The following is a 25,911-nucleotide window of genomic DNA, read 5'->3' as shown; positions in this document are numbered from 1 at the left end:
GGGATCGATCAGTTTGTATCCCGCAGCGACATCCCCGTGAAGTTCCTATTCGATGAATCCCCAAAAAAACGGCTTTTTGAGTGAATTGTTGCTAGTAGCTTATGATCTTTAGCGAGTTGTGTCCGTATTATGCCCTAGCCAGGCTTATTTTGGTATGACCTGCTTGGCCGGGCGGTGTTAATTTTAGCGGCCAAGCAGATGCCTCGGTTTGGCTTTCGACTGGCTCCCTGAGTGTTGAGATGAAATAAGCACTGTGACAGCCGCCATCGAACCGGGCAAAAGAAAAGCAATAATGAACAAATAGGTGGTACCCATGGCAATGGTCGAAGGCGATCAGGAGCTGGGCTTTGATACAGAGTATTCTCTCAAGGCTGCGTTTACCCGCGATTCTGGCCGGGTCTTTTTGACCGGCATCGACGCACTGGTACGCCTGCCGTTGATGCAGAAACGCATGGATGAGCTGGCGGGCCTGAATACTGCGGGCTTTATTTCCGGTTACCGGGGTTCTCCCCTCGGTGGTTACGACCAATCCCTGTGGCGGCACAAGAAGTTATTGGCTGAGCACGATATTCACTTCGAGCCGGGTATCAATGAAGATCTTGGGGCCACCAATATTTGGGGTACCCAGCTGATCGATCATTACCGCAAGCAGGCCACTCGCGATGGGGTCTTTTCCATCTGGTATGGCAAGGGCCATGGGGTGGATCGCACCGCGGATGTGTTCCGCCAAGCCAATATCCAGGGTACCGCCAAGCTCGGTGGCGTACTGGCGTTGTGTGGCGATGACCACACCGCTGAATCTTCCATGTTCTCCCACAATACCGATCAGATTTTTGAATCGGTCATGATGCCGCTGCTGTTTCCAGCCAGTATCGATGAGTATCTCACCCTCGGGCTCGCCGGTATTGCCCTGTCGCGCTTTTCCGGCCTGTGGGTGGGCTTCAAAGCGATTACCGAAACGGTTGAGGCCGGTGCCTCCCTGGTGGTTCCGAGCCTGCCACAGTTCGCCATTCCGGCGGATTTCCCCATTCCCGCGCACGGCCTGAATTACGATCCGTACCTTAATTGGCCGGCGGAGCGCCTGGAATATGAGCGCCGTATGCTGGAGGAACGCCTGCCGGCGGCGCGGGCTTTCGCCTATGCCAACCACCTGGATAGAACGACTCACAAGGCCGAGCGCAAGCGCTTTGGCATCGTGACGGTCGGCAAGGCCCACGGGGATCTACTCGAGGCGTTGCAGCTCCTCAACCTGAGTGAAGAGGACCTGCGCCAGGCGGGGATTGCCATTTATAAGGTGGCGATGTCATGGCCCCTGGAGCCCCGCGGTATCAGTGAGTTTGCCGATGGCATGGAGCGCCTGCTGGTGGTTGAGGAAAAACGCCCACTGGTGGAAGACCAGCTGAAGAATCTTTTATATGGCTGGGAAGATGGCCGCCGCCCGAAAGTGGTCGGTAAGAAAGATCTCAATGGTGAAGACCTGCTACCGGCGATCTGGGGGTTTGGCCCGGACCAGGTGGCCAAGGCCATCGCCCGGTGGCTGGCGGACACCGATCTCGCGCAGCGACTGATTCCACTGGCAGAAAAGCTGGGCGGTAATGTGCCGCAGCGTACCCAGGGTCTATTGGCGCGGGAGCCGATCTTCTGTGCTGGCTGCCCCCACAACACCTCCACCAAGCTGCCGGAGGGGAGTCTCGGCAGCGCCGGTATCGGCTGTCACATTATGGCGCTGGGCAAGGGGCTGCGCACCGATACCTATTCCCATATGGGTGGTGAAGGCGCGCATTGGGTGGGGCTGCATCGTTTCTCTAGTGCCGAGCATATTTTCCAGAATATGGGTGACGGTACCTATAATCACTCCGGTCTGCTGGCTATTCGCCAGGCGGTGGCCAGTAAGGTCAATATCACCTACAAGATCCTGCTCAACGATGCGGTAGCCATGACCGGCGGCCAGCCCGCCGATGGCGAAGTAAATGCTCCCAGCCTGGCCGCGCAGCTGCTGGCTGAGGGGGTGGGTGAGGTGGTCCTGCTCAGTGAAAACCCCGATCACTGGCACCAGCACCGCGGCCAGTTGCCGGCGAAGGTGGAAGTATTGGACCGCTCAGAGCTGGATGCCGTCCAGCGTCGCCTGCGTGAAACGCCCGGTGTCACCGCCATTATTTACGAGCAGGTGTGCGCCGCAGAAAAACGCCGCCGCCGCAAGAAAAAGCTGATGGTGGACCCGCCCAAGCGCCTGCTGATCAATCAGCGCGTATGCGAGGGTTGTGGCGATTGCAGCGTGCAGTCGAGTTGTATTGCCGTGGAGCCGCTGGAAACCCCCTATGGACGCAAACGTCAGATAAACCAGTCCAGCTGCAACAAGGATATGCGCTGTGCCGATGGCTTCTGTCCCAGTTTTGTCACTGTCGAGGGGGGCAAACTAAAAAAACCACCGGTGCAGTCCCTGGCCGAGTCCCTGGATGCTGCCATTGTCGATTTACCGGCGGCGCCGGTGGCCGCCTTGGAACAGCCACTCAGTATTTTGGTGGCCGGTATCGGCGGCAGCGGTGTACTTACCGTGGCCGCACTTCTGGGAATGGCCGCGCACCTGGAAGATAAAGGCAGTACCACGCTCTACTTCACCGGCCTGTCACAAAAGAATGGCGCGGTGGTTGCTCACGTAAAAGTGGGCGCGCGCCCAGAGGCCATTACCACTGCGCGTATCCGTGATGGCGCCGCCGAGCTACTGCTCGGTTGCGATATGGTCACTGCTGCCGGTCAGCGCCCCAAGTTTGCTACCGGCAAAATGCGCGCGCTGGTCAATACGGCCGAGGTACCTGTAGCGGCGTTTGTGCGAAACAACGAGCTGGCCTTCCCGGCAGATGCCACCCAGCAGAGCATTGAGTCCCTGTGTGCCGAATACTTTGCCTTCGATGCGAATAAATACGCTCAGGCACTGTTTGGCGATACCGTCGCCAGTAACCTGATGATCATGGGCTTCGCCTGCCAGAAAGGGCTGCTGCCTATTGGTGAGGCGGCACTGGAGCGGGCGATCGAACTGAATGGTGTCGCAGTGGAAAACAATCTGCGCGCATTCCGCGCGGGGCGTTTGTTGGCGACGGATCCGAGGGCGATTGAAAAACTGGCGGTGCCGGCGCAGCCAGTTAAAATGATTGAGCCTCAGGAGTCGGTAGAGCAACTGATCGCGCGTTTGAGCAGTGAACTGGGTGAATACCAAAATGCCGCCTACGCTCGACAATTCACACAGTCTATTGCGCCGCTGCAGCGGGCGGAGTCGGCCCTGGCCGGCACGGCGGGGGAGTTGACCCGCACCGCGGCTAACAGCCTGTTCAAAGCCATGGCCTACAAGGATGAGTACGAGGTAGCGCGCTTGTACAGTGGTGAGGATTTCCAGCGCCAACTGCGCGAGACGTTTAGCGGCGATTACTCCCTGAAATTCCATATGGCTCCGCCCGTGTTGGCTCGGCCTGATGCCAGTGGTCGGGTGCGCAAGATGCAATTTGGCCCCTGGATGGGCCGCTTAATGCCGCTGTTGGCGCGGGGTAAAGTACTGCGCGGTACCGTGCTGGATGTATTTGGTTACACCAAAGAGCGCCGCGCCGAGCGCGATTGGGCCCGCCAAGTGGCTCAAGCGGTGGAATCGGTGGCGGCCCAGCTGAGCACTGATAATATCGCCGCGGCGCGTGAGCTGCTGGAGATACCCATGCAGGTGCGTGGCTACGGCCATGTGCGCGAGCAGAAGTTTGCCCTGGTGCAGGAGCGCTGGCAGAAGCTGTTTACTCAGTTTTCCGCTCGCAATGGGGTAGAGGAGCCGGCAGCAGTTTCTTGAATTATTTAGAAAGTGTCAGAAGGCGAAAGTAAAAATTCATACTTGCATAGATCGTAGCCTGGGAATTTGACAAGGAATGCGCTTGAGGCATGGATGCCGATAACCTGGATACAGGTTTTAAATAACTCAAAAGCAGAGTTCTGCCTGGGTTTAACCTGGCCTGAAAGGGATCAGCGGGTTGAGGAACAGACCGCGGATTCCCGTAAGGGATACCGGGGCCGCGACTGCAGAAAAGCACAGGCAATCCATGTCCTGAGTGGCGATGGGTCTGTGTACCTGCCCCGGCTCGCGCAAGACGAAATCCCCCCGCCCATAAATACCGTTGTGATCGGAAAAGCTGCCGTGCAGTACCAGGGCGAACTCCTGCCCACGGTGGTCGTGTTTTGGCAGACCACTGCCACTGCGCAGACAGTGAAAAGCCACCTCGTAATCCCTCTGCCCAGACTTGAGCCGACACATTTGCAGGTTCCGGGTCAGGGTCTTCCATCGCCGGTTAGGGTTGCTGGCCAATAGTTTATTCAGGACTTTGGGCAAGTGATCCATGGCCGGCTCCCTGCCAACCGGTACTGGAGTGGGGGTATCTTCGCTCTTATGAATGATCTTCTCTGGAATCTGGCTGATGCGCTCCATCAGGCGCTCGAAAGCATTGGCTTGCAGGGGTTGTGCGGGGCTTCCGTTGAGGAGAGAGCCACCGAGATTATTCAGGGTAGATAACTGGGAGCGGCAGTCGGCACACATCTGTACATGGGCCGCAACAACCAGGCTGGGGCCGCGGGCCAGGCTGCCGGAGGCGTATTCCAGTAGGAGGTTTTCGTCCGGGTGGTGGCGAATCATTCGAGGTTCACCTGACGAACCTGGCTTGTAATTTTTTCATGGCCAGGCGCACGCGGGATTTGACTGTACCCAGGGGCAGGCGCAGTTCTTCGGAAATTTCGCTGTGGGATTTTCCCTCCATATAGGCCTTTTCCAAAATATGGCTCTGCTCTGCGGGCAGGGCGTTGAGGCCGTCGGCGATATCACGTTCGTTGCGTTTGTGCTGCAAAAATAACAGGGGTTGGTTTTCCAGGTTTTCATCCCAGATATCGGCCACATCAACATCGCTGTCACGATTTTGGTGGCGTTGACTGCGGCGCAGCATATCGATACGGCAATTGCGCATAATGGTAAATATCCAGGTGCTGGCCGAGGCTTTGCCCTGATCAAAACAGGGGGCTTTATGCCATACCTTGAGCATGACTTCCTGAACCAGCTCATCCGCCGCTTCGGCATTGAGTGCCTGAGTGCTGCGGCTGTGGTGGAAGCCCTTGATCAGCGGGGCAAAGTGTCGGAATACACGCTCGAACGCCTGGCGATCGCGCTGGGCGCCAACCTGCGTCAGTAGCCTGCTCCAGTCATCCTTGTAATCCTGGGAAGCTTTCACCGCAATTCCATTGCCGTTGTGTCTTAGCTTATGCGCCATATTAGCGCTCTCTACTGTGATGTCGATCTTTTACTACGCTTGTGCGCAGCAAATGGATTGGGCTTTTTTATTTTGGCGCTGTGATCTGCCGTCAGCAGGCTAACGTAAATCATAGGGATAACGCTGGGGATTACAGTGGAAGGGATGATGAGCAGCCGAACATTGGTAAAAGAAATCCAATCCTATTATCAGGATTTTTTGGTTAGAGACCCCGCCGAGCTATCGAAAATATACAGCGATAAAATTGTATTCCGTGATCCTTTGCACCGGATTGAAGGGCTACCCGCCCTGAAAACGTATTTCTCTAGTATGAGCCGTGGGCTCACCCAGTGCCGTTTTCGCTTTGAAGAGGCTTCGATTACCCAGGATAGTGCTTGCCTGCCCTGGTATATGCACTATGCGCACCAGTCTTTGAAAGGTGGTCGGCCGTTGCGCTTGCGCGGTTGCAGTTTGGTGCGCTTTTCCGACAAAGTGTTTTATCACGAAGATTTTTACGACATGGGAGCGATGGTCTATGAACAGGTGCCGCTACTGGGTTCTCTCGTGCGCAAAATTAAACAGTGCCTGGGGCAGGGCTGACCGGTGGCGGAAATTCGCGACAAGATACTATGGATTACGGGTGCCAGTTCCGGTATCGGCCGAGCCCTGGTTCTGCGTCTTGCCGATCACAATAATTTTGTGATTGCCAGCGGACGCCGGCGTGAAGCACTGGCGGAGTTGCAGCAGTTTGCTCCCACACGCATTCGCATACTCGATTGCGATGTGGCCGATGACAGTGCCACGGCCTCTACATTTGAGCGCCTGAAGGATTTAACTGATCACCTGGATGGGGTGATCGCCTGTGCCGGCACTTGTGAATATGACAATGATTTACAGCTAGAAACCGCTATGTACCGGCGGGTGTTCGACGCCAACTTCTTTGGCGTAGTGAATACTCTGCGTTGTGCTTTACCCCTGCTGGCTGCCAGCACTTCTCCACTTTTTGCGGCACTGGGCAGCTTATCTTCGGTTGTACCTTTTCCACGAGCGGAGGCCTATGGCAGCTCCAAAGCCGCGCTCGATTACTTTTTGGCATCGGTACGTGCGGATACTTGCCATACAGACCTCAAGGTCGTGCTGGTCCGTCCGGGATTTGTCGACACTCCCCTTACCGCGCAAAACGATTTTGCCATGCCTTTTTTAATCAGTGCAGAGCGGGCAGCGGAATTTATTGAGGAGGGGCTGGCTCGCGGAAAGTCTGTTATCGATTTTCCGTTGCGCTTGAGTTTGCCACTGCGTTTTTTGGGATTTTTCCGTTCCCTTTGGTTTCGTTTTTGCACAACAAAAATAAGCAGGATTCGTACCTTAAGGAAGAGCTGATGCGTATCGCGATTGTCGGCAGCGGGATCGCCGGACTGACGGCGGCTTATCTTTTGAGCCGCAAGCACGAAATCACCGTATTTGAAGCGCAGGATCGCCTGGGTGGGCACACTGCGACGGTCGGTGTGCAGGAAGGTGATTGCACCCTGGCCATCGATACCGGTTTTATTGTGTATAACGACTGGACCTACCCGAACTTTATTCGCCTGCTCGATGAGCTGGGCATCGAGTCCCAGCCGACCTCCATGGGTTTCAGTGTGCGCTGCGATCAGGAAGGCTATGAGTATGCCGGCAATAACCTCAATACATTATTTTCTCAACGCTCCAACCTTCTAAGCGCCGGTCACTGGCGCATGCTGTGGGACATAGTGCGATTTAATCGTACGGCCACGCGAGACTGGCGCGAGGGGCGCTTGCATGAAGGCCTGACCCTGGGAGAGTACTTGCCGGCGAATGGTTACTCGGCAGAATTTGCCCATCGCTATCTGGTTCCTATGGGCTCGGCGATTTGGTCGGCCAGTGTGGCGCAGATGCTCGAGTTTTCGGTAAGTTTTTTTGTGCGTTTCTTTTTCAATCACGGCTTGCTAAACCTGGTGCGACGGCCCCAGTGGCGAGTGATTAAAGGGGGCTCTCGCTCTTATATTCCCGCACTGAGTGCGCCCTATGCCGACAGGGTTAGGCTTTCTACTAAAGTGCATTCTGTCAGGCGCAGGGAACAAAATGTGGAACTGCTGACCTGCACGGGTGAGCGGTTCAGTTTTGATCAGGTAGTGTTCGCCTGCCACTCGGACCAGGCGCTGGAGTGTCTTGAAGATGCCTCTGAGTTGGAGCGGCAACTGCTTAGTGCCATTCCCTACGCACGCAACAGCGTGGTATTGCATACGGATACCAGTTTATTACCGCAGCAAAGGCGCAGCTGGTCCAGTTGGAATTACCGGCTAGGTGCCGAGCGCAATGCGCTACCGGTGCTTACCTATAACATGAATATTTTGCAGGGGCTGGCAACAGATAAAACTTACTGTGTCACCCTGAATGCCGAGGAACGTATCGCTCCAGAAAAGATTTTTGCGCGCTTTGAATATGCTCATCCCCAGTTTTCTGTCGCGGGCACTCGTGCCCAGCAGCAATGGACGCGCATTAATGGGGTAAACCGCAGTTGGTTTTGTGGTGCTTATTGGGCCAATGGTTTTCATGAGGATGGGGTGAGCAGCGCTTTGCGGGTCGCCGAGGGATTGGGGGTAACCTGGTGAAGGGGAAACCTTAATGGAGGCCGCAACAATGGAGAGCGCCATTTACACCGGTTGGGTCCAGCATCGCCGCTTTGCCCCCCGCCAAAATGCCTTCCGCTACAAGGTTTTTATGGTGTATCTAGACCTGGCGGAGTTAGAGCAATTTTGTGCACTCTCTCCCTGGTGGTCGAAAAAGCCTTGGGCTCTAGCCCGTTTTCGGCGTGAGGATTTTTTTGGCGATCCGGAATTCAGTATTGATGAGGCCGTGCGCCGTAGGGTTGAGTCGGTTGCCGGGGAGCGCCCGCAAGGGCCCGTGCGTATGCTCGCCAATTGGCGCTACTTTGGCTACAACATGAATCCTATCAGTATTTATTACTGCTTTGATGCCGAGGGTAGGGAAGTGCGCTGGTTATTACTGGATGTTCACAATACCCCCTGGAAAGAGCGCCACAGCTATGTGCTGGACTGCCGCTCCGGGGCGCGGGTGCAGAAAGTGGCTTTTGCCAAGACTTTTCATGTCTCTCCCTTTATGCCCATCTCCCAGGGATACCACTGGAGAAGCATAACGCCGGGTGATCGCCTCACTGCCTATTTACAGAATTTTGATCGATGTGGCCAAGGAGAGGAGGAGCGTCCCCTGTTCGATGCCATACTGAGCTTGCGCCGCCATGAGCTGAGCGCTGGCCTGCTCAATCGCATTCTGGTCCAGTATCCATTTATGACTGCAAAAGTGATTGCCACCATTTATTGGCAGGCACTGAAGTTATGGTTCAAGCGCACTCCTGTCTATGCACATCCCGGTGACAGGGGCAAAATCCAGGGAGGGGAGAAGCATTTATGAATCCAGAGCAAGCTTCACGGGCAACCGTTGGAGAGGAAAACCAGTCCTGGTTGGTGCGACTCGCGCGCAAGCTGGTCCTGGCTAAGATGCAAGTGATAGAGCGGGGGCATCTGCTGATTGAGGATGGGGAGGTTAGTTACCATTTTGGTCAGCCAGTGCAGCAGGCAGCGGTGCGGGCGCATATTCGTGTTCGGGATGCCAGCGCCTATCTACAGGTACTGTTAAACGGCACAATCGGTTCGGGCGAAGCCTATATGCAGAATGCCTGGGACTCTCCAAAGCTGTTGGATGTGATTCGCCTGATGGTCGACAATATGTCCCTGATTGAGAGTATGGATAGCCGCGGGAGTCAGTTGCCCCGCATGGTGTTACGCGCCCTGCATAACCTCAACAATAATAATCGCAGGGGCTCCCGCAAAAATATTGCCGCGCATTACGATTTAGGGAATGACTTTTTCCGTTTGTTCCTCGATAAAACCATGCTCTATTCCTCGGCCATGTTCCCTTCTGAGCAGGCCACCTTGTACCAGGCTTCTGTTCACAAAATGGAGCATATTTGCCAAAAGCTGCAATTAAAACCTGACGATCATCTGCTGGAAATTGGCACAGGCTGGGGTGGCATGGCTATTTACGCGGCAAAGCATACCGGTTGCCAGGTAACCACCACGACAATTTCTGCAGAGCAGTACGAGTATGCTCGCCAGTGGGTAGAGCGTGAGGGGTTGCAAGATAAGGTGCGTGTGCTGTTGCAGGATTACCGGGATTTAGATGGCAGCTTCGATAAATTGGTTTCTATTGAAATGGTGGAAGCGGTGGGGCATGAATATCACCGCAAGTTCTTTTCCATTTGTAGTCGTTTACTGAAAGAAGATGGTTTGATGTTTATGCAGGCAATAACTATTTCGGATCAGCGCTACCATCAATATCGTAAGGACATCGATTTTATTCAGCACTATATTTTCCCTGGTGGTTGCCTACCATCCAACCAGGTCATCGCCCAGCAGATCGCCACCGCTACCGATATGCAGATGGTGGGTTTGGAGGATATTACTGCGGACTATGCGCGCACACTGAGGCATTGGCGCAATGCATTTTTGAGTCGACTCCCACAGGTGCGCAACCTGGGTTTTGATGACCGTTTTATTCGCATGTGGGAATTTTATTTGTGCTACTGCGAAGGTGGTTTTATGCAGCGGGTGATCAGTTCAGCTCAGTTTATTTTTGCCAAGCCGCGCGCTCTTATCGGCTGATATGTGGCGCTTGATCGCCAATGCCTTGCTGTTTGATATTGCCTGGCCCCTATGCGTGATCGTTGCGCGCCCCTGGATTGTTGTGCCGTTTACGCTGGTCAATTTATTTATTCACTTGTTTTTTGTGGCTAACCTGCGCAGAGAGCCCTTGTGGTTGGGGGGCGTGTTTCTTTTTGGTGTGGGGGTGGACTCGGTACTTTTTCACCTGGGGGTACTGCAAAACCTCAATGATATTTCCTGGCCCCCCATTTGGCTGGTATGTCTGTGGTTAAATTTCGCCATGACACTGCGCTATAGCTTGGTATTTATGCAGCGTAATTTATGGCTGGCTGCGCTGTTAGGTGGCTTTTTTGGCCCTTTTAGCTACTACACGGGTGCCTTTTTAAACGGCACCGTAGAGCTTGGCCAGCCCTTGTGGCAATCATTGATGTTACTGTCGCTTCTGTGGGCGCTGATGCTTCCGGGGTTTACCTACTTGGCGCGCACTATTAACCCTGCCTATCGGTAAATGGCCGTGCAGTTGGGCAAGGTGGCGCAAAGCTTGTATTCAGCGGCCTCGCCACCTATACATAGCCTATTAAATTAAAACGTAGTTTCTGATTCAGTCACCTTATTCACCAACGCCACCAAGGAGCCGGCAATGAAAGCTTACCTCGCGCGGGCCCTGATCTTGGTCGGGGTTCTAGGGGCATTCAATTCCAGGTGCCTATCGGAGGAAGTGGTCGTTGATGAGCGGGGTGAATTTAGCGAGATCGACACGGGTGACGAGAATGGTGAGGGCGATGAGAACGGTGAGGACGACGAGAATGGCGAAGATGACGGGTTTGGTACTGTCGCCGGTAGCCTGGTAATTGCTTCTGATTATATGTTCCGCAGTATCTCGAACTCGAATAATGGTCCTACCGTCCAGGGCGACCTCAATTGGACCCACGATATTGGCTTCTATATCGGTGTCTGGACGACCAATACGGACTTTGGTGGCCCCGGTAACAGTATGGAGTTCGATCCCTATGTCGGGTGGTCGGGAGATCTCCCTGAAACCAAAATCAACCTAAATATTGGCTATTGGTCCTATAACTACCCGAAGTCAGAATTTGATTACGACTATGGCGAAACCTATCTGATTCTTAGTTTTACGGTGGATAAATTAACGATCAGCCCGAGTCTCTGGTATTCGAATAACTACTTTGGCAGGGACTTTCTCAATAATGTTGATTCCCTGGCCTATGAAGCGACCTTTAGCTTTGAGTTGGCCAGCTATATGGATATCTCTGTGCATCTTGGCGAGCAAACTTTTGAATCTTCTTACGACTATCTCAACTATGGCTATTACGACGCCGGTATTGACTGGAAAATCAGTGATTACACTCTGGGTTTGCGTTGGTACGATACCGATGGTGTCGATCCATTCCTGGCTGCCAAAAATCTGACCGATGGGCGATTTGTTTTTAAAGTCACTCGCAGCTTCTAAAGTAAATCGCAAACGCTTTTTGCCTATTCTGCGCCGGTGAAAATTTCGTTTCGAATCTTCTTTTTTTGCCCTCAGTAAAGACTCCAATCATCGACCATCCACGTAAAAGGCCATAGCCGGAAGCCATGTAAGCTGGCATAGGGTTGGAAATTAAATTTAAAAGAATCCTAAATCTTCCCAACTAAGGCAGACTTGCGGGTTCATCCACCAATGCCCGCGCTTACCTGGTATTGAGTAGGGCTTAGCGCAGAGGGCGTTCCGGCTTTTTCTCGCGCTGGCAGCTTTCCCAGCCACTCGCCACATAACTTTCTGCCGTGGATGGCTTTAGTAATGACTTACCCAGAATATGATCGGCAGCTTTCTCGCCAATCATGATGGTGGGGGCGTTGAGATTGCCATTGGTGAGGGTTGGCATGATGGAGGAATCTACCACGCGCAGGTTTTCTACGCCGTGTACCCGGCATTCGGGATCCACTACGGCCATCTCATCACTGCCCATACGACAACTGCCGGCAGGGTGATAGGCGGTTTCGGCCGTTTCTGCGAGCCAATTGTCGATCTCATCGTCACTTTGCACGTCCGGTCCCGGAGAAATCTCCCGCCCTCGGTAGGGGTCCATGCCTGCCTGGGCAAAAATCTCACGGGTGAAGTGCAGGCCGGAGCGAAAGGCTTGCTTGTCCTCTTCGTGGTCTAAATAGTTGAAGACCATTTCTGGTGCGGCCGCTGGATCTGCTGACTTGAGTTTGACCCAGCCACGACTGAGCGGTTTGTTTGCTCCCAGATGTACCTGAAATCCGTGCCCTTTCACCGCACTGGAGCCATCGTAAGCGATGGCGCCGGCGAGGAAGTGGTACTGGATATCCGGGTATTTAAGGCCGGCGCGACTGCGAATGTAGCCGTTGGATTCGAAATGATTGGAAGCGCCCAGCCCTCGTTTGAAGAGCAGCCAGTTAATGCCAATCCAGGCCTTGCCTAATGGCCCGAGCCAGCCGTTGAGGGTGATTTTCTGTTTACACTCCTGTTGCACCCAGACCTCAAGGTGGTCCTGCAGGTTTTGCCCGACACCAGGCAGATCGTGAACGACTTCGATACCGTGTTCCTGCAGGTGGGCCGCCGGACCTATACCGGACAACATCAGCAACTTGGGTGAGTTGAATGAACTGGCGGAAACGATTACTTCTTTATTGGCGCGCGCGCGAAATATTTTTCCGTTCTGCCGGTATTCCACACCTATGGCTTTCTTGCCCTGCATGATCACGTGAGTTGTGAGGGCATGCATTTTGAGTTCGAGGTTACTGCGGCTCAGAACCGGCTTCAGGTAGGCGAGGGCGGTCGAGCAGCGAACACCGTCGCGCACAGACATATCCATGCGCCCGAAGCCCTCCTGCCGATAGCCATTGTAATCCTGGGTAAAACCGTAGCCCGCCTGGGTACCGGCCTCAATAAAGGCGCGGTAAAGCGGGTTTTTCATATTGTTGCCGTTGCACGCGGTGATGGGGCCCTGGTCGCCGCGATAGGCGTCACTGCCATAGACACAGGTTTCGGCCCGGCGGAAGTAGGGTAGGACATCCGCGTAGCCCCAGCCGGATGCGCCGTGCTCTACCCACTCCTCGTAGTCTCCAGCGCAGCCCCGAACAAATGCCATACCGTTGATGGAAGAAGAACCGCCAATGACCTTGCCGCGAGCCTGATGGATACGCCGTCCATGCAGCCCCGGCTCTGGCTCGGTATAAAACTCCCAATCGAACTTAGGCATATTCAGCGGGATGGAAAACGCGGAAGGCATACGGATATAAATGGAATTATCCTTACCGCCAAATTCCAGCAGTAAAAGACTATTTTTGCTGTCCGCCGTCAGCCGGTTGGCCAGCACAGCGCCGGCAGAGCCCGCCCCCACTACGATATAGTCAACAGTCTGATCAAAGTCCTGATTACTCATCTGTTTGCCCTAGGCTGGCCCTGGTTCGCCCTCTTCACCGGTGCTGCGTGCCGCGCGCTCACGACGCATGTGCAGGTACTGTAGATGTGCTTCGAAGTGGTCGACGATGTCACTGATGACCTGCTCACGGGTGTATCCCATAAGATCGTAAGTCAATCCACCTTCCCGCAGATGTGGCTCCAGCCGGTAGTAGCTGGAGCGGGGTTGCTCCGCCCGCAGGGTAAACGACGGCATTGAGCATTGCCGTGGCCATACCTGATAGGTAAAGTCCACTTCGCCGCCGAGGTCCACGTTAAGTTCCATGTGCAGCTTATCGCCCTCGTCATCAACGATATTGACCGGGTATCCTTCCTCTTCGAGTTTCTGCTTCACCGCTTCAAACGCAGGCTGTATCGTGCGCCGCATGAATGCTTCCACCTGCTTGAAAGTTGGAAAGCTGATTGCTCGCGACAGCCGCTGGGCCCAATTGGTATGACCTTCCCGCGATATAGTCCTGCCAGAAAGATGCCCGGATAAAGCCTCCTGCATACTCGCGGATTTCAGCTTCTCAAGCTGCAACGCTTTGTACAGCCCCAGCATGATCAGTAGCAGGACAATGGCAAAGGGCAGCCCCATGATCACCACTGCGCCCTGCAGGGCGGAAAGGCCACCAGTCATCAGCAGGGCAATTGTCACAATACCAATGATTGCAGCCCATAAAATCCGCATCCACGGTGGCGCATCCTGATTGGGGTCTTCGAGCCGGATAGTGAGGTTGGAAAGCACCAGCGAGCCCGAGTCTCCAGAGGTGACAAAGAACACGATCGACAGGATGGTTACCGCAATCGTGGTTAGCAAGCTCCAGGGCAACTGCTCGAGAAACAGGTAGATGGCCGACCCGGGTTTTTCTACCGCCTGCACGCCAAACTCTGTGGCGCCGCCCATTACCATATCGATGGCTGAGTTGCCCATGATGGCCATCCAGGCCGCCATAAATGTGAAAGGTAGAATCAAGGTGCCGATAACGAATGAGCGAATGGAACGGCCACGGGAAATTCGCGCTAGAAACAAGCCGACAAATGGCCCCCAGGCAATCCACCATGCCCAGAAAAACAGTGTCCAGGCATTGAGCCAATCCGTGGGTGGGGCGAAAGCATAGGTATTGAAGGACAAGCCGATAAAGTCTTGCAGGTAGTCGCCGATATTGGTGACGAAAGCGTCGAGTAAAAATCGCGTCTTGCCGGTAATCAACACGTACAGCATCAGCACTACTGCCAGTAGCATGTTGAATTCTGACAGCCGCCGGATTCCCCGCTCGACACCGGTAGCGGCAGAGAATGCGGCGAACACCACAATCATGACCGCTAGTAGCGATTGCGTGATTATGCTCTCCGGTATGCCGAACATGTATTGTAAGCCGTAATTCAGCTGGATAATCCCGATCCCCAGGCTGGTGGCAACGCCAAATACCGTGCCCAATACCGCGGCAATATCCACTGTGTTACCGATAGAGCCGTAGATACGTTTACCGAACAGAGGGTAGAGTGCGGAGCGAATGGTAAGAGGCAGCCCGTGTCGGTAGCTGAAGAAGGCCAGGGACATACCTACCAGGGTGTAAACTCCCCAACCGGATAGACCCCAATGTAAGAAAGTCAGCGCCATCGCATGGCGTGCCGCTTCGATGCTGCCGCCCTCGCCAACAGGAGGCTCCATAAATTGGGTCACGGGCTCTACGATGCAGTAGAAAATCAGGTCGATGCCAATTCCGGCGCTGAAAAGCATGGCAGCCCAGGTCACGATATTGAAATCGGGTTCTGAGTGATCGGGGCCGAGTTTGATGTCCCCGAATTTGGAGATGGCCACCAGGATCACGAAGACGAGGTAGATGACGACGGCGAGAAAGTAAAACCAACCAAAACTGCCCGAGATCCATCCCAAGGTTCCGTAAATGACGCTGACTGCCTGATCGGTAAAAATCATCGCCCAGAGGGAGAACAGTACAATACCCACAACAGAACCATAAAATACCAGTGGTTTTATCTGTGCTTTCTCGGTATTCGCTTTCAATGCGTCTTCGGGTGATTTGCTGCTGTGCATGTCTTCCCTGCGAAAAAAGACCGACTATCCCATCAGAGTAGGCTATGTCTGGTGCTAGCCGGATGTACTCACTGGGGGTTCGGTGCTACTTCAGAACAGTTATTGAAGATTCAACTTACAGAAATCAGCATGTTTCATAGGGTTGTCGTAACAGCCATCATCACTCTTCATTTAATTAATGGACGACACACTTAGGCCTTCTCGTGTGCGGCCCTTGTCTGATGGGGTCTCTTTATTGACTTTTTAGTCGCTCTTTTTCTTTGCTTTTCCCCGCTGTCGACTGGCGCCATCTTCTACCAACAGCTAAACCTAAAGATGAAAAGCGTGACATACACGCAATCTCTAGGCTCAGGCTGTAAGAGGTGTCCGATGAAGACTGGTATTAACGCCACCGCAGGATTTTGCCTCGCCCTCTTAATTGGGTGTGCTGCTCAACCGGAACAGGTACCTGGTGCCGGCGGCATCGTAATTGATACCTGGGGCGTCAATATGAACCAGTATCAAATCGACCTCTCTGAGTGCAAGGGGATAGCCTATTCCACCTATAGCGATCAGGGCCGCCGGGGCTTAACAGGGGCTGCCGGGGGCGCTGTAGTTGGCGGTGCGCTGGGCGCTATCGTTGGCGATAGCAGTCGGGCCGCGGCGGCAGGTGCTGGTGCGGGTGCCCTGGTGGGTGGTCTCTCCGGCGCTGGTAGTGCCGGTGCCGAGGCGCAGCAAATTATCAAGAACTGCCTGCGCGGACGCGGGTATCGCGTGTTGAATTAATTCCCCTCACAGGAGTTAGCCAAGTTTTCTCGTGGGTCCTCTGATATTCGGCAACCTCACAGGACTTGGCTTGGGCCGGGAAATCCCCGGCTCTTTTTTATGTTCTATTTACGGGATTTAGCCGGGGCAATTGTTTTAAAGCCGAAAGCAAAGCGTTGATCTTTCAGTAAATACCATGGGAGTCAGTTATGGCCAGTGGCACTACCATCAATGCCTATGGGATTATGCAAGCTGGAGGCCCCTTTAAACCGTATCAGGTAAAAGTGGGGGATCTGGGGGCAACCGAGGTGGAGTTGGAAGTGCTCTACTGTGGTATTTGTCACAGTGACCTCAGCATGATCGAGGATGAATGGGGAGTATCCAAATACCCCATGGTTGCCGGTCATGAAGTGATTGGGCGGGTTCTTGCTTCGGGAGAGCAAGCTGGGCACTTCAAGCCTGGTACTTTTGTCGGCTTGGGTTGGAACTCCGGTTATTGTGAGACCTGCCACTATTGTCGGCGGGGCGATCAAAATTTGTGTGCCGAAGCCCGGTTTACCACTCTTACCGGTGGGGGCTTCGCCGATAAAGCCCGCGCTGATATGGGCAGCCTGGTGGTTATTCCCGAAGGGGTGGATCTGGTCTCGGCAGGGCCACTCCTGTGTGGTGGTATTACCGTATTTAACCCTCTGGTGCAGTTTGGTATTGAACCCACCGCTAAAGTAGCGGTGATTGGCATCGGTGGCTTGGGCCATTTGGCCTTGATGTTTTTAAATGCCTGGGGTTGCGAAGTAACGGCTTTTACTTCCAGTGAGCACAAACGCACCGAAGCACTATCTCTCGGTGCCCACAAGACATTAAATTCACGTGACCCGGAAGAAATTAAATCGGCCTCTATGAGTTTCGATTTCATTATTTCTACAGTAAATGTCAACTTGGATTGGGATCTATATATCCAGGCGTTAAAGCCAAAAGGGCGCTTGCATTTTGTCGGTGCCGTTGTGGACCCAATTCAGTTTACCCTTTTCCCTATGATCTTCGGTCAGCGCTCCATTTCGGCTTCCCCGGTGGGCAGCCCGGCAACCATTGAAACCATGCTCGATTTTGTTGCTCATCACCAAATCAGGCCACAGGTGGAGATTTACCCTATGAGCCAGATTGAAGAAGCTTTCAAGCACTTGAAATCGGGTAATCCAAAGTATCGAATCGTATTGTCTAGGGAGTAGAGGGGCTGGAAAGTCTCTGTAATGGAGAGTGTGAAGCTCTTCTGGTTATTAGATTAAAAACTATTCGGTGTATTGACTTTAAGAGCTAGCCAAGTAATCTCGATAACCGTTCATGCCTGTTCATTCTGACATGCCTCATGTATACCAAGATTCTTGCGAATGTTGCTGCAAAGGTGATTAGTCGGAGAAAATTATTGGGTACTGACGTACAGGATTTATAAATCCTGTTTTAAGGTGCTTATGATAAATGCAGGCTGTTATAGGGAAAGATAACAGTTGGTGCAGATTCAAATTCCACGGCTCGGCCATGTTGTCTGGAACTTATTTTTCTCTCATGGATTTAAAGGGATATATATGTATACCGAAAGTGATTTCAAGAAAGAGGTCAGGGGGCTTCTAGACCCGGCTAATAATACCGCTCAACATATCGAAGCCTGCTGGCAGGTATACAATAATGCTGCCACCACGAGGGATGGAAAGATCGTCGCTGGAAGTATTGAGGACTTACATGAAGCCCTAAGGATTTTTGGACCTACCAATACAAGAGATAATGGATCGGTGTTGAGAACTAATACCTGGTCGATTATTTTAAATGATTCATGGATATTGGGTGCTGTACATGCAAAGGCTGAAGTAGAACTTGTTTCCCGGCCAACCTCTTCGACTATTGCTAATCAGGGCTATAAAAGTGGTGATCCTTTGGATCGTATTTTTAGGGTTACTGGCAGAGAATTAATAGGGTTAAAAAGTTTCGGTTACTCTGTGGTTCAGGGTCCTCTAATCTATAAGAGCCACACTGCGAAGGTTATTAATATGATGAGCTGTATTGATCATCGCTTGGCTGAAAGTGCGACGTTCAGTAAATATAAGGAAACTATTATACGGCAGGCGGGCATAATGGCTTATAAAGGTATTACGGCTGTTAAAAGCTTTCTGGATACTTAGATGATTTTTAGGGAGGTGATGTTTGATTTTTGGCCTCCCTATTTTTTGTATTTCTTCTCTTACATATCTGTATGAAATTCGTTCTTTGTGGTCAATTTTTTGGGAGTGCTGGATAAGCTCGATAGCCAGTTGTATTTTTGATTGTTTCTTGGTGAGGTTTTCGTTTGAAATTGATTTTTCGTGAGGGTGCCAATGGCAAAGAAAAGATTTACACCCTGATATCCCTAGTAATAGTACTTTTATTGATGGGGTCTACTAGTGCTGGTAGATACCAGTTCTATGATGATCCAGGCTATGGTGGTGTAGTTGTTTGGATATTGGCTGCGATTTGGGTTCTACCTGTTCTTTTGGATAGACATCCATCAAACAAAATAAGCCGATCGAATATTGTAGTTCGAGGTGTTTATTGGGCTCTGCTTTATTTCATGTACTACGGACTTACCTGGGGTGTGATTCATTATGCTATCCCCTCATACTATACAATTACGTTTGGCGAAGAGACTAGCATTGAGAGGGGTATTGCCGGCAAGGAGGTGAGGACAGGTCGGTTGTGGCATGTTTGCTACAGTATTGACTATGGTCAGACTTACTCTACGTGTGTAAATAAACGTTTTTTTGATACTGTCGAGGCAGGAGATACGGTAAGGCTTGGTGTTCAGGGAAGTCGATTTGGATACATTGTGCGAACTGTTTATAAAGTACCTGATGAAGAGGTCTCAACAAGATCGGCCGATAGTTAAGTGTATTAGATTAATTTATTATTTGGGTGTGCGGGATAGAAGGAGGGCTTGGTGAAAGGTGATTTTCTGAGTAATTTTTTTGATGTTAAATTGATTAGTTAGCTCTTTCTATCAGTTTCCGCTTTCTGTCTGGTCTTTATTTTTTGGTCACAGTTTTTAGTGCCTATGTATTGATGTTCCTGCCAGTCGTATAGACGTTAATTCCATCGATTCTCCCATCGGTTTCTTCTGTGTAGTCGTTTCAGGTAGTCGCTTTCGCGATAATAGAGTTTATCGTCATAACAAATAAAATCACAGAACCTCTTATCGCTAACGCAATCAGCTGATATCTCCCTATTATTTCCAAGGCATCGGTAATAAACATGTTTACAGGTCCTTACGCACCGCTTGCGAGCTTCTTGTTCATTGAGGCTGCTCGCCAGGCTGGAAGAGGAGGTACCTAATAGTATTAAGAGTGTAACTATTACCAGCGTAAAATTTCCAGTTGCCATGCTAATTGCCGCACAGGTGAAAGGTTCACCGCTAAACAATATTGTTTATCCCCTTGAAAAACAAACTTTACTCGCTGGCCAATATTGTAAGGGCAAATCATCAGCCTCTTTGCTTGAGTTTCTGTACTACCCGATCTAATTCAGCCTGATTTTCGTTGATAAGTCGATCCGCTAAAATTTTCAGCTTGTCGATGTCTTTGTAATTAAATGGGTCAACAAAGGAATCGATTATTTCTATATTTAAGTAGTTGTAAATTATTTGACCTTTATAACTAAGTGATCTGGCAATCTCCAGAGTATATAGTTGTTGATTATCCATAGATCTTTGTACATTCGATATAAGATCTTGAGTCCAGCTTATTTCTCCCCAATTTTTTAAGCTCCTGTAGTCGGTTTCCATAGTATTTAAAGGCGATGTGCCAGCTCCAAGGATCAGTACATAGTAGTTTTTTCCAGGGAGCTCCCTGATGGTTTCTAAAAGAATGATGCTGGTAGGATTGTTCGCATCTATGCCGGCATCGGCATAGTAACGGTGGCTAACGTCCTTTCCTATAGTCATAAATTCTACAGGAGGAAATAGGCTCTCAGCGCTAGTGGCTGCCGTTACAAGTTGATAAGCGTATTGGTGGGCAGTTCAGTAACTTCCTGGCCTCGATTCTTAAATAGTTTTACCTGGCCTGTATGGATGTTAAGGGAGGGTATGATGACGTAATTATTCAGGTCAGTGAACTTCATTTCATCTGTGTAGTGTTTCTCCATTGTGTTGCTCAGTCGCTCTCCTATAAAGCGGGGCGAAAAAAGACCGTTAGCTGTCAATAGCTTATGATACCAAGGGGTAGAGAATATATAACCGCTCTCATTTTTGTAGATTTGAATTATCCTATCGCTTTTAGAGTGAACATTTTGTACTTTAGGACCGTGTAGGTCTGCGGGTAGATAGGGCGCATTGACCCCTGTAGCAATAATGGCCCCCGTTGAGACGCCACTGAAAACATCAAACAGTTCCTCAATAGGTTTACCAGTCTGGCGTTCTATGTATTGAATTACGTAAAGTGGGATCAATCCGCGGATACCGCCGCCATCTACAATCAGAATGTTAATGGTCTCTTTGTCTTTGAGACCTTCATTAGTTTTAATAAACTCACTCGTAACCGGAAAAGCATCAAACTTAGTGCTCTGTGTGAGGCGGTTATTGTATAAATACACTAAGCTCACAAAAATAATAATAAGAAAAGCAATAATGGCTGATAGATGCCGAGCTTTCATAAGCTGTTTGTACTCTTTAAGTCCATAGCATTCTTTAAAGCTATATCCTAAAGAGTACAGGATAGGGCGATAGTTTTATCTTTGGCTATTCCATTAAGGATTTTCAGGTGCAGCTTTTTATCTGTTTACAGATTGTTTTTTTTGTATCCTGCTTTCTGCTTCCCTGGGGGGATATTATTCTATGGGCAGAAAGATATCGGTGATCATTTCACTTTCCGACACCTCTGGAAGAAACTTTACTCTCTCAAAAAACATTGGAAATTCACGCAGTGTAAAATCTGAAGAATCCAGCCACTGAAAGTACAGGTATCGAACGGCTGTGCCGATTGAGTCATCGCTCCCTCTGTGTCTAATGACCGCACATTTCCCAGCTGGAATCACTTTGTTGACTATATTCTCGGCATTGGTGTCGGTAGAGGTTTTTACCGTGCAGCAGACGTCAAACCTGTACTGATCGGGAGGTGTGGTTGCTGGATCATCGTAAACTAGGTTGAAGGTTCTGCTGTTGTTCGGTGAAAGCCCCTGAGCTTTCCGCCATTGAATAAACTGTCTGATGGTTGTGCCCAATAGGTGGGCTGCGCCCCGGTGTTCCATAACGGCAAGCTGGGTCTCGGGGAATTCAATAATATCGACCTGGTAACTAGCGGAACTTTCCATTAACTGGCTCCTTAACATCATTATTGGCTCATAGTGTTTATGCCAAATTTCCCAGTTTGGGCTTCGGCGAAACTCTGAAGGGCTCTTGCCAAAGAGTTTCTTAAAAGCTCGGGTAAAGGCTTCATGGCTGTCATAGCCATTCTCCAGAGCTATATCCACCACTTTTTTGTTCCGATAGGCGAGTTGATAGGCCGCCCGTTTGAGTCTCAATAGCCTGACGAGAGCGGTCACCGGCATCCCGAAGAATGCGGAGCACTGCCGGTGAAAGTGGTACTTAGACAAGCTGGCGTACTGGCAGAGCTTGTCGATATCCAGGTCGGAGTCCAGGTTGACCTCGATATAGTGCAGAACCTGCGCAAACCTTTCCCTATACCTCATCATCGATACCGCCTTTTCTACTTAAAAGTATTCTAAATTCTGTGTGTCCGTGTCACTTGATCAAAGTTGCTGAATATTACCCATGGAGAGAGCGAGCTCGTGGAGGTGAGGATAAGAGGAGAGAGGGGTGGAAATGGTGGAAGTAGAAAAGGTGGGATGGAGGGGGCGCACAGGCCCCCAAATAGACTGCTGGGGACTAACAGGGTGTGGTAGACCTCTTGAAGGTGTTAACCATGACCTTTGCCTCCTTGAGACGCTGTAAGTAGTCCTTCAGGGAGTTGAGCCCAGCCTTCACCCCAAGGGAAATCACTTTTATCACCAGGGAGAATGCCAGTTCTGATTTGAGGTGGGGAGTAAATGCCAGAAAGGCTTTGAAAATAGAGCAGTGGATTCTTTTAAGTAGATCTTGAATATCTTTATTGCCGGTAGATATCTTCTCAGCTTTTTTCTCAAAAGCTTTGAGTTCATCCAAGTACTCGGTAAATAAGCGGTAATTAAAGACAACCGTTTTGTGCTCTTTGTACCCGGCTATGATGCTACTCAGGGCATCATTGATTTTTCTGAGGGCAATGTAATCTGTTCTGGATAGGTGCTCATAGGAATTGGAGAGATACGCGATGGTATCTCTCCGTAATTGACAGAATTCGAACAGGTGTTGGTCATGCTTTCTTATTTCAAAAAGCCGGTATATCTGAATTGCAATGAAGACAAGAGCAATCGCGAGCAACATGGAGAACACTACTCAAACTCCTTTTCATTAACTGGCTTCTTGGGGACCACTTTTCTAGTGGGCGGAGAATAGGAAAAGGCATTATCCATCAGCTTGAGGAACCTGTCCCGATACTCTTTATTATCTGCTGCTAATCGATCAATTTCAACTTGGCGATCTTTCAATCGCCCACTGTACATCCAGAACAATAAATAATGCGCAAAGATGAAAAACACGACAAACAGGCCATTTTTTAGGCCCATTTCCTGTATGAAGTGGAGTATATCTTTCAGGGTATCGGTCATGCAGTCCCTTAAAGCCAATTTCATTGAATCTTGCGCATTTTTAACCATTGAGACGGTTGAAGCAAATCGCTTCACTGAGGATGGGAAGTGGTGAGAGCTTTTCCGTGCCTTTAATAGAGTTCTATGGGTTTGCTGCTTGTTATTTTCAAGGCAGTTGAGGACGAGGAGGGGCTTATTAGGGCTAAAGGAGGCCAGATTGATGTGGAAATCCGGGGGAAAAGAATTGTCCGTCAAGAACTCCCTGCCCAGAAATAAGGGCAGGGAGAAGGAGAAATCTATTGCGCTTCGGCCTGGTTGGCTTCCGGCAGCTTTGCTGGAGTTTCCGTTAGCTGTTTGCCTGGGTTTTTAATCACGCCTTTTTGCAGGATTAAAGTGTTGGGGTATGTAATTAACTCCTCGCCCCTTCTGATCAGGACATGAAACAGCGTGATTTCCTCAATCGTGCCCGAGATGTCATCGTCTTTGTCTATCACCTGAATCTTGTCGCCAACCCGGTAGGGAAAGCCGAAGAAAATAATCAGGCTGGCGGTGATGTTGCTCAATATCGACCACTGGGCAAAAAGCGCCACGCCAATTACTGCAAACACGGAAGAGAGGAAGATGGAAACCTGGGTGTATTCAAATCCCAGGGCGCTGATCAGTAGGACCAGGTGAAACACCAAAAGAGCAATACTGATGGTCTTTGAAATGTACTTGAGGCGATAGGGCTTGACGGCCCTGGTTTGCCCAAATCGGCTGATAGCGGAGGAGCTAAGCCTCATGCAGATAAAATAAGAGGCTACGATCAGTGCCGCTATGATTAAATTCATATTTTTGTCTCGTCTCCGTACCGTGCCCATAGGGAGAGGGGGCTGTTGCCGTTGCGGGGCACACCTTGTCGTTAATCACTCCCTGCCCGCTGCGCGGATCATAATCTCACACAGCCAAGCTGCCAAGCTGACATACCTGGGAAGCCTGTAGGTCCGCAACGGGGCTTGGCGTGGACCTGATATTGGTACGGCTGGCGGCCCGCTGGTCAGCCATCGTTCTTGCCGGAATTGGCGAACTGCCCATAAACTGTATGCATATACAGTATTCGGTGAATCTTATGAAACGAGTGACGCTCTACAGTCACGGTGTTGCCGCTGGCTTTCCATCCCCTGCGGATGACCATAAAGAGAAAAGTCTCAGCCTTGATCAACATTTGATCACTCATCCAGCGGCCACGTTTATGGCCCGCGCCAATGGCGACTCCATGCAGGGCTTGGGGATCTTCGACCGCGATCTCCTGGTTGTCGATCGCTCACTGACGCCGGTACACGGTGATGTTGTGGTGGTGGCCCTGGATGGCCAGCTCACCTGTAAGGTGCTGGATCGTCACCATGGGCGGCTACTATCGGCCAACGACCGCTATCCGCCGATACCGGTTTGGGAGGGGCAGGAGCTTATTGTTGAAGGGGTGGTTAAAGCCTCTATCCGCTACCACCGCCCTTCCTGAATGCTGGCACTGGTGGATTGCAACAGCTGCTACGCCAGCTGTGAACAGATATTCCGGCCCGACTTAAGGGGTAGGCCGGTGGTGGTACTCTCCAATAATGATGGTTTTGTGGTGGCGCGCTCGAAGGAGGCCAAAGCGCTGGGGATTGGGGATTTGCAGCCTTTCTTCAAGATTGAACACCTGTTGCGGCGGCATAAGGTGGCCATCTTCTCCAGCAACTATCCGCTGTACGGTGATATTTCCCACCGGGTGATGGAAACCCTCAAGGGCTTCAGTCCAGAAGTGGAGGTGTACAGTATCGATGAGATGTTTCTCAGCCTGCATGGGCTGCAAGAGCAGTGGCTGGATTACGGCCAGCGGATTCGCACAACCCTGTGGCGTGATGTGCGTATGCCGGTGGGGGTGGGGATTGCCCCGAGTAAGACGCTGGCCAAACTCGCCAACCGGGCGGCGAAGAAAATCGCTAGCTGCAATGGAGTCTGTGCTCTGGATACTTCGCAGAAGTGGCAGTGGCTGCAAAAGCGTATGCCAGTCGATAAAGTCTGGGGCGTTGGTAGGCGCCTGGCAAAGCGGCTGGGGCACTTGGGTATAGAGACCGCTTATGATCTGGCGCAGGCCAATCCCAAGATCCTGCGCCGGCACACCAATATCAATATTGAGCGAACTATTGAGGAGTTAAATGGAGTTCCGTGCCTGAGTCTGGAGGAGCAACCGCCGCCAAAAAAGCAGATTTATTGCACGCGCTCTTTTGGGGAGAAGCTAACCGAACTGCAGCCCATTCAGCAGGCAATTAGTCTCTATGCCAGTCGAGCGGCAGAAAAGCTGCGCGGCCAGCAATGCTTGGTGGCTTCGATACATGTTTTTCTGCACACCTCACCCCACGAGCCTCACTATTACAGCCGCAGTACACTGGTTCAGTGCCCCTATGCTACCGATGATAGCCGCCTGATCGCCAGTCTGGCCAAGGGGGCTATAGCTGAGCTTTACTGCCCGGGCCGCCGCTTTATGAAAGCCGGTGTGGGCCTGGTAGAGCTGGTGCCTAGGTCTCTGGGGCAGGGGGATCTGTTCACTGTCGGTCAGCCGGCCCGCGCCGGGGAGATGATGCAGGCCCTCGATAGGGTCAATCAGCGTTTTGGCCGCGGCACCCTTTTCTTGGGTGCTGAGGGGGTACATAAACACTGGAAAATGCGCCAGGCTTACCGCTCACCCGCCTACACCACACGCTGGGAAGCGTTGCCACTGGTAGATGTTTAAGAGAGTATTTTTTAAGGAGGCGGCTGGTCCTGTTTCTTTGGGGTATCAAGATTCAGCGCTCCGCAGCTGCTGCAGTTTTTGATGAGGACTGGAATATTGTCCAGGCATGCATTGCAGACGAAGCAGCGGCCGCTCTTTAAGGTCTTGTGACATGCGAAGCGCTTTACCTCCATCATAGGGAGGCCAATAGCGGATTTTAAGGCTTTAATCAGCTTCGCGCTGATCCTGCGATCGGGAAAGGCGCGGAGGATTTCCCGTATCGGAATAAG

General features: G+C 51.5%; 24 protein-coding genes. 14 read left to right on the top strand and 10 right to left on the bottom strand.

All coding sequences use genetic code 11. The features are described from left to right. The first annotated feature begins 313 nt into the window (after positions 1-313). Positions 314-3,826: an indolepyruvate ferredoxin oxidoreductase family protein gene (locus tag LC073_RS17415; protein ID WP_226648593.1), complete on the top strand. Its 3,513-nt coding sequence runs from the start codon at positions 314-316 to the stop codon at positions 3,824-3,826. A gap of 150 nt (positions 3,827-3,976) precedes the next feature. On the opposite strand, the gene LC073_RS17410 is transcribed toward LC073_RS17415, so the two are convergent. Continuing rightward, positions 3,977-4,660, bottom strand: a complete 684-nt coding sequence (locus tag LC073_RS17410; protein WP_226648592.1) for a ChrR family anti-sigma-E factor — start codon at positions 4,658-4,660, stop codon at positions 3,977-3,979. Positions 4,661-4,667: 7 nt separating this feature from the next. After that, positions 4,668-5,285, bottom strand: coding sequence for a sigma-70 family RNA polymerase sigma factor (locus tag LC073_RS17405; RefSeq protein ID WP_226648591.1), 618 nt, complete (start codon positions 5,283-5,285; stop codon positions 4,668-4,670). Positions 5,286-5,432: 147 nt separating this feature from the next. Here LC073_RS17405 and LC073_RS17400 point away from each other — a divergent pair, with 147 nt between their 5' ends. The 7 genes from LC073_RS17400 to LC073_RS17370 all read left to right on the top strand — a co-directional run bounded on the left by LC073_RS17400 (position 5,433) and on the right by LC073_RS17370 (position 11,435). Beyond that, entirely contained in the window at positions 5,433-5,864 is a 432-nt protein-coding gene (locus LC073_RS17400; protein ID WP_226648590.1) for a nuclear transport factor 2 family protein, read from the top strand. A gap of 3 nt (positions 5,865-5,867) precedes the next feature. Then, on the top strand, positions 5,868-6,644 hold the full coding sequence (locus LC073_RS17395) for an SDR family NAD(P)-dependent oxidoreductase (protein ID WP_226648589.1): 777 nt from the start codon (positions 5,868-5,870) through the stop codon (positions 6,642-6,644). After that, positions 6,644-7,894, top strand: coding sequence for an NAD(P)/FAD-dependent oxidoreductase (locus LC073_RS17390; protein ID WP_226648588.1), 1,251 nt, complete (start codon positions 6,644-6,646; stop codon positions 7,892-7,894). Before LC073_RS17395 ends, LC073_RS17390 begins: the two co-directional genes overlap by 1 nt. A 13-nt stretch (positions 7,895-7,907) precedes the next feature. After that, on the top strand, positions 7,908-8,714 hold the full coding sequence (locus LC073_RS17385) for a DUF1365 domain-containing protein (RefSeq protein ID WP_226648587.1): 807 nt from the start codon (positions 7,908-7,910) through the stop codon (positions 8,712-8,714). Continuing rightward, on the top strand, positions 8,711-9,964 hold the full coding sequence (locus LC073_RS17380) for an SAM-dependent methyltransferase (protein WP_226648586.1): 1,254 nt from the start codon (positions 8,711-8,713) through the stop codon (positions 9,962-9,964). Before LC073_RS17385 ends, LC073_RS17380 begins: the two co-directional genes overlap by 4 nt. Position 9,965: 1 nt before the next feature. Further along, positions 9,966-10,472: a DUF2878 domain-containing protein gene (locus LC073_RS17375; protein WP_226648585.1), complete on the top strand. Its 507-nt coding sequence runs from the start codon at positions 9,966-9,968 to the stop codon at positions 10,470-10,472. Between the two features lie 132 nt (positions 10,473-10,604). After that, positions 10,605-11,435, top strand: coding sequence for a TorF family putative porin (locus tag LC073_RS17370; protein WP_226648584.1), 831 nt, complete (start codon positions 10,605-10,607; stop codon positions 11,433-11,435). Positions 11,436-11,676: 241 nt separating this feature from the next. On the opposite strand, the gene betA is transcribed toward LC073_RS17370, so the two are convergent. Together betA and betT are read right to left on the bottom strand one after the other, a co-directional pair. Then, on the bottom strand, positions 11,677-13,374 hold the full coding sequence (gene betA, locus LC073_RS17365) for a choline dehydrogenase (RefSeq protein WP_226648583.1): 1,698 nt from the start codon (positions 13,372-13,374) through the stop codon (positions 11,677-11,679). A gap of 9 nt (positions 13,375-13,383) precedes the next feature. Further along, entirely contained in the window at positions 13,384-15,450 is a 2,067-nt protein-coding gene (betT, locus tag LC073_RS17360) for a choline BCCT transporter BetT (protein ID WP_226648582.1), read from the bottom strand. A 369-nt stretch (positions 15,451-15,819) separates the two neighbouring features. Between betT and LC073_RS17355 the strand changes: the two genes are divergently transcribed. The 4 genes from LC073_RS17355 to LC073_RS17340 all read left to right on the top strand — a co-directional run bounded on the left by LC073_RS17355 (position 15,820) and on the right by LC073_RS17340 (position 19,105). Then, on the top strand, positions 15,820-16,215 hold the full coding sequence (locus LC073_RS17355) for a glycine zipper family protein (protein WP_226648581.1): 396 nt from the start codon (positions 15,820-15,822) through the stop codon (positions 16,213-16,215). 188 nt (positions 16,216-16,403) lie between these two features. Continuing rightward, on the top strand, positions 16,404-17,420 hold the full coding sequence (locus LC073_RS17350) for an NAD(P)-dependent alcohol dehydrogenase (protein ID WP_226648580.1): 1,017 nt from the start codon (positions 16,404-16,406) through the stop codon (positions 17,418-17,420). A gap of 279 nt (positions 17,421-17,699) precedes the next feature. Beyond that, the gene (locus LC073_RS17345; RefSeq protein ID WP_226648579.1) at positions 17,700-18,365 is read left to right on the top strand and encodes a hypothetical protein; all 666 of its coding nucleotides are present in this window, start codon (positions 17,700-17,702) and stop codon (positions 18,363-18,365) included. Between the two features lie 164 nt (positions 18,366-18,529). Then, positions 18,530-19,105: a hypothetical protein gene (locus LC073_RS17340; protein ID WP_226648578.1), complete on the top strand. Its 576-nt coding sequence runs from the start codon at positions 18,530-18,532 to the stop codon at positions 19,103-19,105. A gap of 591 nt (positions 19,106-19,696) precedes the next feature. Here the strand turns inward: LC073_RS17340 and LC073_RS17335 are convergent. From LC073_RS17335 to LC073_RS17310, 6 genes are all read right to left on the bottom strand, one after another. Next, positions 19,697-20,155, bottom strand: coding sequence for a hypothetical protein (locus LC073_RS17335; RefSeq protein WP_226648577.1), 459 nt, complete (start codon positions 20,153-20,155; stop codon positions 19,697-19,699). A gap of 44 nt (positions 20,156-20,199) precedes the next feature. Further along, complete coding sequence (locus LC073_RS17330; protein ID WP_226648576.1) at positions 20,200-20,862, bottom strand: patatin-like phospholipase family protein; 663 nt, start codon at positions 20,860-20,862, stop codon at positions 20,200-20,202. A gap of 174 nt (positions 20,863-21,036) precedes the next feature. Continuing rightward, positions 21,037-21,900 (bottom strand): AraC family transcriptional regulator, encoded by an 864-nt coding sequence (locus tag LC073_RS17325; RefSeq protein ID WP_226648575.1) that lies wholly within the window; start codon positions 21,898-21,900, stop codon positions 21,037-21,039. Positions 21,901-22,093: 193 nt separating this feature from the next. Next, entirely contained in the window at positions 22,094-22,627 is a 534-nt protein-coding gene (locus tag LC073_RS17320; RefSeq protein ID WP_226648574.1) for a hypothetical protein, read from the bottom strand. 8 nt (positions 22,628-22,635) lie between these two features. Next, positions 22,636-22,911, bottom strand: a complete 276-nt coding sequence (locus LC073_RS17315) for a hypothetical protein (protein ID WP_226648573.1) — start codon at positions 22,909-22,911, stop codon at positions 22,636-22,638. 275 nt (positions 22,912-23,186) lie between these two features. Next, positions 23,187-23,720: a mechanosensitive ion channel domain-containing protein gene (locus LC073_RS17310; RefSeq protein WP_226648572.1), complete on the bottom strand. Its 534-nt coding sequence runs from the start codon at positions 23,718-23,720 to the stop codon at positions 23,187-23,189. Between the two features lie 170 nt (positions 23,721-23,890). On the opposite strand from LC073_RS17310, the gene LC073_RS17305 reads away from it, so the two are divergent. Both LC073_RS17305 and LC073_RS17300 read left to right on the top strand, forming a co-directional pair. After that, a complete protein-coding gene (locus tag LC073_RS17305) occupies positions 23,891-24,388 on the top strand; it encodes a LexA family protein (RefSeq protein ID WP_226648571.1) in 498 nt (165 codons plus the stop codon). After that, complete coding sequence (locus LC073_RS17300; RefSeq protein WP_226648570.1) at positions 24,389-25,642, top strand: Y-family DNA polymerase; 1,254 nt, start codon at positions 24,389-24,391, stop codon at positions 25,640-25,642. It abuts the gene before it with no gap. Positions 25,643-25,911 lie beyond the last annotated feature (269 nt).

The organism is Microbulbifer variabilis (assembly GCF_020524905.1).
Taxonomy (GTDB): domain Bacteria; phylum Pseudomonadota; class Gammaproteobacteria; order Pseudomonadales; family Cellvibrionaceae; genus Microbulbifer; species Microbulbifer variabilis_A.
Note: the sequence above shows the minus strand (reverse complement) of the source record. Positions and strands in the feature narration are given on the sequence as shown.